Source organism: Rathayibacter sp. AY1D1 (genome assembly GCF_002932635.1).
Classification (GTDB): domain Bacteria; phylum Actinomycetota; class Actinomycetes; order Actinomycetales; family Microbacteriaceae; genus Rathayibacter.
Genome location: NZ_PSVY01000015.1, coordinates 67,202 through 75,146 on the forward strand (window position 1 = coordinate 67,202; position 7,945 = coordinate 75,146).

Below are 7,945 nucleotides of genomic sequence, written 5' to 3' on the forward strand. Positions count from 1 at the left end.
TCCTCGGATCCTGCGGGCCGGACGCGTCTCCGGGCCCGGTGGGACGCGCCCGGGCCGAGCGCCTCAGAGCGCCCGGGCGAGCTCCTCCATCGCGTGGAGCGGATCGGGCCCCGACGGCATCAGCACGACGCTCGACGCACCGGCCTCGTGCAGCAGGCCGATGCGGCGACGAGCGTCCTCGGGAGTGCCCACGACGGCCAGCTGGTCGACCCAGGCGTCGGGCAGGTCGCGGACGAAGGCGGCGCGGTCGGCGCTCTCGGCCCGCAGGCGGGCGAAGTCCTCGGCGAAGGGGAGCGGCTCGATGTGCGGCGCCCAGTCCGACTCGCCGATCCATTCGAGTCCCGGCCGGACCGCGTCGCGCGCGGCGGCCGCGTCGTCGTCCACGGCGGCCACGTTGTAGGCGACGATCCGTCCGGTGCCGCCCAGGTGGCCGCGGGCCGCCGCGAGGTACTCCGGAGTGACGGGCTCGGCCAGGACGACCCCGTCGGCGATCCGGCCCGCGAGCGCCAGCGACTTCGGTCCGCGGACGCCGGCCAGCAGCGGCGGCACGACGGCGGGCGGCGACTCCAGGACGAGGCCGTCCACGTGCACGTAGCGGCCGGAGCGGTCGGTGCGCTCGCCGGAGAGCAGCGAGCGGATCGCGTCGAACTGCTCCTCGAGCAGGGTGAGCGGGCTGCGCGGCCAGACGCCGAGGCCGCGCAGCCAGTGCGGCATCCCGTGCCCGATGCCGGCGTGGACGCGGCCGGGGAACAGTTCGGCGAGAGTGCCGAGCTCCATCGCGGTGAAGGCCGCCGTGCGCACGGCGGCGGGCAGGATGCCGATGCCGACGACGATCCGCTCGGTGGCGGCGAGCACCGCGCCGGCCTGGGCGATGCCGCCGCGGAAGCCGAGGTCCTCGACCACCCAGAGCTCGTCGAAGCCGAGCTCCTCGGCGCGGCGGGCGTAGCCGAGCACCTCGGAGGCCGGGAGATCGCGGGGGAGCAGGACGCCGACAGCGGTGTCGGAGGAGGAGGCGCGCATCCGGCCAGCGTAGGGCGTGCGGACACACGGAGGGCCCGCCCGCACGATCGCGGACGGGCCCTCGCTCGTCGTCCTACTCGGCGGCCGCCTCGCCGATCCGCACCTGCTCGGGGCGGGCGGTCGAGACGACCTCGATGCGGCGGGGACGCGCCTTCTCGCTGACCGGGATGGTCACCGAGAGCACGCCGTTGTCGTAGGACGCGGCGATGCGCTCGGTGTCGACGCCCTGGCCGAGGCTCAGCTGGCGGACGAAGGTCGCCGACTGGCGCTCCCGGGTGATCCAGGTGACGTCGTCGCCGCCCGCGACGGTGCGCTGGGCGCGGATGGTGAGGAGCTGCCCGTCCACGTCGACATCGACGGACCCGGGGTCGATGCCGGGGAGGTCGGCGGTGAGGACGTAGTGGTCGCCGTCCCGGTACAGGTCGATCGGCATCCGGCGGGGCCCCTGACCGGAGCCGAGGAGGGCGGTGGCGAGGCGGTCCAGCTCGCGGACGGGGTCGTAGGTGACAGCCATGAGATCACTCCATTCAGTCGTGCAACGAAGAGTTCCAAGAGTTGAGCCGACCCGGCTCAATGCGAATAAATTAGCACTCGCGGAGGGGGAGTGCCAACGGATCGGCCCCTTTCGGTGTCAACTTCGTTACCTGTTCGTAACAAAGCTGAGCAATCGAGTTCGTAGGGTCGTTTCTGTGTGGAAACCGATCCGGTTCCCAGCGAATGTGAGTAAGGACATCGATTGCCGATCCACCTGTCCCACCGACCACCCGTCCGCCGCGCTGAGAGGCGCATCCTCGCGGGCCTCGCCGTCCTCGGAGTCGCCGCGACCGCGGCCTTCGCCACCACCGGCGCCAGTGCCGCCCCTCTCGCCGGCAGCGCCTCGCTCGTCGGCGGGCTCTCCGTCGGCCAGAGCTTCGACGACGGCGACTACGTCGTCACCCTCGTCGAGCCCTCCGCGGCCACCTACCAGGGCAGCGATGCCCGCTTCGCCCGCACCGCGCCCGTCGACGGTGCGCAGCTGCAGGCCGCCTCGGCTCCGGTGGAGGACTACTCCGCCCACCTCGAGCAGCGCCAGGAGGACGTCGCCTCCGCGGTCGACGCCGCCATCGGCTACCACTACACCGTCGCCCTCAACGGCTTCTCCGCGACCCTCTCGGGCGAGCAGGCGGGCGAGCTCGCGAGCCGCCGCGACGTCGCCCAGGTCCGCAAGGTCGAGAACCTGAAGGTCGACCGCGCCGCGCAGGCCTCGCCGCTCGCCGCGGCCGCCGCCGGTACCCCCGTGCCCGACACCGGACAGCAGCGCTCCACCGACTTCCTCGGCCTCGAGGGCGAGAACGGCGTCTGGCAGAAGCTGGGCGGCATCGACAAGGCGGGCGAGGGCGTCGTCGTCGGCGTCATCGACTCCGGCATCGCGCCCGAGAACCCCTCCTTCGCAGGCCCGCCCCTGGCGACCTCGCCCGGAGCGGCCCCCTACACGGACGGCACCACCACCTCCTTCGTGAAGTCGGACGGCGGCACCTTCGTCGGCTCCTGCTCGCCGGGGCTCCCCGCCTCCGAGCAGTGGGACGGCGACGAGTGCAACCAGAAGCTCATCGGCGCACGCTGGTTCCTCGCGGACGAGGAGGTCGGCTCGACGGACAACCCCGAGTACCGCTCCCCGCGCGACGCCGACGGACACGGCTCGCACACCGCGAGCACGGCAGCCGGCAACAACGGCGTCGAGGCGAGCGTCGACGGCTACGACTACGGGAAGATCTCCGGAGTCGCCCCGGCCGCCAAGGTCGCCGCGTACAAGGTCTGCTGGAACGGACCCGACGAGGGCACCGACGACGACGACTTCTGCTCCGGAGCGGGCATCCTCGCGGCCATCGACGCCGCGACCAAGGACGGCGTCGACGTCATCAACTTCTCGATCGGCGGCGGCTCGGCCACCTCGACCCTGACCGCGATCGACGAGGCGTTCCTCAACGCCGCCGCCGCGGGCGTCTTCGTCGCGGCCTCGGCCGGCAACTCGGGTGCGGGCGCCTCCACGCTCGACCACGCGTCGCCCTGGTACACCACGGTCGCCGCGTCCTCCATCCCGACCTACACCGCGACCGCCGCTCTCGGCGACGGCCAGAAGTTCGTCGGAGGATCCATCTCGGTCCACGAGGACGTCACCGGACCGCTGGTGAACAGCGCCGACGTCGTCCGCTCGGGCGCCGAGAACCCCGCCATCTGCGAGACCGGCACCCTCGACCCCGACAAGGTGAAGGGCACGATCGTCGCCTGCACCGCGGGCGTCACCGCGCGCGTCTCCAAGTCGGCCGAGGTCGAGCGGGCCGGCGGCATCGGCATGCTGCTGCTCAACCCGACCCCGAACGCCCTGCACGTCGACGACCACTCGGTCCCGAGCATCCAGATCGACTCGCAGGCCTACCAGGCGATCACGACCTACGCCGGCACCGCCGGTGCGACCGTGACCCTCTCCGAGGGCAACTCGTCCGGAGCCTCCATCCCCGTCCCGCAGGTCGCCGGCTTCTCGTCGCGCGGACCCGCTGAGGCGGACGGCGCCGACGTGCTGAAGCCCGACCTCACGGCGCCCGGCGTCGCGATCCTCGCCGACAGCTTCAACGCCGAGGGCGACGACCCCGCCTTCGCGTTCGAGTCCGGCACCTCGATGTCGTCGCCGCACGTGGCGGGCCTCGGCGCGCTGATCCTCGGCGCGACCCCGAAGGCCTCGCCGTCCGCGGTGAAGTCGGCCATGATGACCTCCGCCTACGACAGCGTCGACCAGTCGGGCGCCGCGTCCGAGGACGTCTTCGCCCAGGGCGCCGGACACGTCGACCCAGCCGCGTTCCTCGACCCCGGACTGCTCTACCAGAGCGGCACGGAGGACTGGATCGCGTTCCTCAAGGGTGCGGGCTACGTCTTCACCTCGAACCCGGTGATCGACCCGATCGCCGCGATCGACCCGTCCGACCTCAACCAGGCCTCGATCGCGATCGGCGCCCTCGCGGGCACGCAGACCGTGACCCGCACGGTCACCTCGACCGGCGCGGGCACCTACACCGCCTCGGTCGACGGCCTCGCCGGGATCGACACCGTCGTCTCGCCCTCGACCCTCTCCTTCACGGGTGCGGGCCAGACGGCGGAGTACACGGTCTCCTTCACCACCGGCTCGGCGGCGCTCAACCAGTTCGCCACCGGCTACCTGACCTGGGCGAGCGCGGAGCACGACGTCCGCAGCCCGATCGCGGTGCGACCCGTCCTGCTGGACGCGCCCTACGAGGTCTCCGGCACCGGCTCGACCGGCACCGGCACGGTGACGGTCACGCCCGGCATCACCGGCGCGCTGCCGCTCACCGCGAGCGGTCTCGCCGAGGGTGTCCTCGCCGAGGACGCCACCGCCGCTGACGGCCACTCGGCGACGCTCCCCACGGGGAAGTCGCTGACGACCACCGTCGTGGTGCCGGAGGGCGCCGAGTTCGCCCGCTTCGACCTCGACTCGCTCGACGACGCGGCCGACCTCGACCTCACCGTCACCAGCGAGAGCACCGACAAGGTCTTCACCTCGGCGACCGGCTCGGCCGACGAGCGCGTCGACATCGCCGACCCCGCTCCGGGCGAGTACACGGTCCAGGCCGATGTCTACTCGACCGCTCCGGGATCCTCGACCGTCACGTTCGACTTCCGCAGCTTCGTCATCACTCCGGAGAACGGTCTCGGCTCGCTGAGCACCGACCCCGCCGTGGTCGACGCCGTGCAGGGCGAGCCGATCGCGTACGCGGTCTCCTGGTCGAACCTGGCGGGCCCGGCCCGCTACCTCGGCCGTGTCGCCTACACCGACTCGGGACTCGCGTCGCTCGTGAGCGTCGACGTCACCGAGGCGGTCACCCCCACCCCGACGCCGACCGCGACTCCGGAGCCCACGGGCACCCCGGAGCCGACCGCGACGCCGACGGCCGGCCCCACCGCCGGACCGGGGGAGCCCACCTCCACGCCGACCGCCGGACCGGGGGAGCCCACCTCCACGCCGACCGCCGGACCGGGCGCGCCCGGCCACGGCGCCGGCGGCCTCCCGTCGACGGGCTTCGACGGCGGTCTCCTCGGAGCCGCCGCCCTCGCCCTCCTCGGTGCAGGTGCTGTGATCACCGGCCTCCGACGCCGCGCCCTGGCGCAGCGTGAGGCGGGCGCCGCGGAGTAGTCCTCCGCGACCGCCGCGAACGGCCGTCCCCCTGCTCCTCCCGGAGCGGCGGGGGCGGCCGTTCGCCGTTCTCGGGCGGGGGAGGCGGAGACGGGGCGGCTCGTGGTGCGGGCCGGGAGCAGGACCAGCCGGGCTGCGTGGGGGAACGGCTCGAGAGCGGAGGCGGGAGCGGGTCGGGGAGAGATCGACGATCAGGCGGGGCGGAGCACCTCCGACTGGGGGCCCGGCGGCGCGATCGGCCCGGGGTCCCGCTGCGGTCGCGCATCCCCGGAGGTGCATCGACGGGAGAACGCGGTGGCGACCTGCCGCTGCGAGCCGGGACGACGCGTTCGGTTCCGGTCCGAGGCGGCGGCGAGCGCACGGGGACCGCGGTGCACCCTCGGGGACAGCGGTGGACGGCTCCGAGCGAGCGCCCCCCTCGGCCTGAGCGGCCGCCGTCAGGATCAGAGGGAGCGGCGTCCCGCGATGACGCCGGAGACGACGGCGAGGACGCCGAAGACGATCGCGACGACCGGCTGGCCGAGGTCCAGCCACGCCAGCGCGGCGGCGCCCATCACGAGCAGCTCGATCAGCGAGCGGCCGTAGACGTCGATCGCGAGGACCGCGCGCGGCGAGAGGAAGAGCGCCCAGATCAGCGCGGCGACCACCGGAGCGCCGATGCCGAGGACGATGTTCCACGGGAGGTCCCACGACGCGAAGCCCCAGAGGGCGAAGGTCGCCAGCGCGACGAGCTCCAGGAGGAACCGGAGGATCGCGTTCGGGCCGATCCTGATGTCGGTGCCCGCGGTGTCCGCTCCTGCTCGATTCACGCCGACCATGCTAGCCGCCGGAGGTCAGCGGAAGATGATGGTGCGGGCCCCGTCGAGGAGCACCCGGTCCTCCGCGAACCACTTGACCGCCTGCGTGAGCGTACGGCTCTCCTCGTCCTGCCCGATCGCCACGAGCTGGGCGACCGAGTGCGAGTGGTCCACGCGCACCACGTTCTGCTCGATGATCGGCCCCTCGTCGAGGTCGCTGGTGACGAAGTGCGCGGTCGCCCCGATCAGCTTGACGCCGCGGGCGTGCGCCTGCTTGTAGGGGTTCGCGCCCTTGAAGCCCGGCAGGAACGAGTGGTGGATGTTGATAGCGCGGCCGGCCAGTCGCGCGCAGAGCTCGGGGGAGAGGATCTGCATGTAGCGCGCCAGGACCACGAGCTCGACGTCGTGCTCCTCGACGACCTCCAGCACGCGCTCCTCGAACCCGCGCTTCGACTCCGGCGAGACCACGGGTCGCGACTCGAAGGGCACGCCGTAGAACTCGGCGAGGTCGCGAAGGCTGCCGTGGTTGGACAGGATCATCGGGATGTCCACCGCGAGCTGCCCGGCGCGCTGGCGGAAGAGCAGGTCGTTGACGCAGTGCGCGGCGGTGGAGGCGAGGACGAGGGTGCGCAGCGGCCGGCCGACGACGTCGAGGCGCCAGGTCATCCCGTAGTGCTCCGTGATCGGCAGCAGGGCGGCGGCGAACTCCTCGCGGCTGATCGGCGACTCCACCTGCAGGCGCATGAAGAAGCGGCCGGTGTCGGCGCTCGAGAACTGCTGGCTCTCGGTGATGTTGCCGCGGGCCTGGACGACGGCACCGGACACGGCGTGCACGATGCCCGGCTGGTCGGGGCAGGCGAAGGTCAGGGTCCAGTGGTTTCCCGCGGGCCGGGCGCCGGACCACGCGGCGTCGCTGCCCGTCGGACGGGTGCTCGCGGGGGCGGGCCGGGGAGTCGCGGACGCGGCGGGTTCGGGCTGCATCCGCCCAGGATAACGGTGGGGCACGGGGCGGTCCGCGCGCCTCAGCCCGCGTCGACGGACACGACGGCGACGGGTCCCGTCCGCCCGTCCGGGGAGGAGTAGCGGACGCCGATCGTGTGCCTCCCGGGACCGACCTCCAGGGTCGCGGCGAGGACGGGGGCTCCGGGAGCGAGGGACCGCACCTGCCCGCCGTCGACCAGGAGGTCGAGGCCGTCCGCGTCGGGATCGGCGAGCACGAGCACGCCGACCGCGCCCCCGCTCGACGCGGCCCGGGCGAGGAGCACCGGAGCGCGCAGGTCGACCGCCTCGGGGGCGCTGACTCCTGCAGCGGTGCGCGCCAGCACCGTGGTCGTGCCCGCGGGGAGGGGGAGCGCCGGCGCGGTCCAGGAGCCGTCGGCGTCGGCGGTGGCGGAGCCCACGCGGTGTCCGTCGGAGGCGTCCTCGAGGAGCACCTCGGCGCCGGGCGCGGCGGTGCCCCGGGCATCGGGCAGCAGCCGGCCGTCGGTGTCGAGCGCGAGGGTCGGTGCGGCCGGAGCGGGAGGTGCGGCCGGAGCGGGAGTCGTGACCGGTGCGGGAGTCGAGACCGGAGCGGAGGTGCTCGGCGCCTCTGTAGGGACCGGCGCCGGAGTGCTCGGTACGTGCGTCGCTGCCGGAGCCGGAGTGTCCGGTGGGGGAGTCACGATCGGAACAGGAACCGGGACCGGAGTGCTGGGTGCGGGGGTCGGGACCGGAACGGAGGGCAGGGCCGGGCCGTTGCCGATCGGGCCCGGCGCGGAGCCCCCGGTCGTGGCCCCCGGCGGCCCGGAGGGGGCCGGAGCCTCGGTGACGGCAGGGGAGGGCGCCGGTGCGGGGCCGCCGGTCACGGCAGGGCGGGACGGGTCGATCGCGGCGATCGGGTCGATCACCGGGTTCGAGGTGAAGACGTAGCCCGCACCCTTGAGGAACGCGATCCAGTCCTCCGTGC

General features: G+C 73.6%; 5 protein-coding genes and 1 pseudogene. 1 reads left to right on the forward strand and 5 read right to left on the reverse strand.

Annotated elements, in window-relative coordinates; all coding sequences use genetic code 11:
* Positions 1 to 63 precede the first annotated feature (63 nt).
* Both C5C56_RS11030 and C5C56_RS11035 read right to left on the reverse strand, forming a co-directional pair.
* Complete coding sequence (locus tag C5C56_RS11030) at positions 64 to 1,020, reverse strand: LLM class flavin-dependent oxidoreductase (protein ID WP_104319594.1); 957 nt, start codon at positions 1,018 to 1,020, stop codon at positions 64 to 66.
* Between the two features lie 73 nt (positions 1,021 to 1,093).
* A complete protein-coding gene (locus tag C5C56_RS11035) occupies positions 1,094 to 1,534 on the reverse strand; it encodes an Hsp20/alpha crystallin family protein (protein WP_104227284.1) in 441 nt (146 codons plus the stop codon).
* 222 nt (positions 1,535 to 1,756) lie between these two features.
* Between C5C56_RS11035 and C5C56_RS11040 the strand changes: the two genes are divergently transcribed.
* Positions 1,757 to 5,203 carry a S8 family serine peptidase gene (locus C5C56_RS11040; RefSeq protein ID WP_104319595.1) on the forward strand — a complete coding sequence of 1,149 codons (3,447 nt, stop codon included), beginning with the start codon at positions 1,757 to 1,759 and terminating at the stop codon, positions 5,201 to 5,203.
* Between the two features lie 443 nt (positions 5,204 to 5,646).
* Here the strand turns inward: C5C56_RS11040 and C5C56_RS11045 are convergent, their stop codons facing one another.
* The 3 genes and pseudogenes from C5C56_RS11045 to C5C56_RS17865 all read right to left on the reverse strand — a co-directional run.
* The gene (locus C5C56_RS11045) at positions 5,647 to 6,012 is read right to left on the reverse strand and encodes a YrdB family protein (protein ID WP_104276971.1); all 366 of its coding nucleotides are present in this window, start codon (positions 6,010 to 6,012) and stop codon (positions 5,647 to 5,649) included.
* Between the two features lie 24 nt (positions 6,013 to 6,036).
* On the reverse strand, positions 6,037 to 6,981 hold the full coding sequence (gene purU, locus C5C56_RS11050; protein WP_104224944.1) for a formyltetrahydrofolate deformylase: 945 nt from the start codon (positions 6,979 to 6,981) through the stop codon (positions 6,037 to 6,039).
* 41 nt (positions 6,982 to 7,022) lie between these two features.
* Positions 7,023 to 7,945, reverse strand: a pseudogene (locus tag C5C56_RS17865) (Ig-like domain-containing protein); the annotation flags it as partial.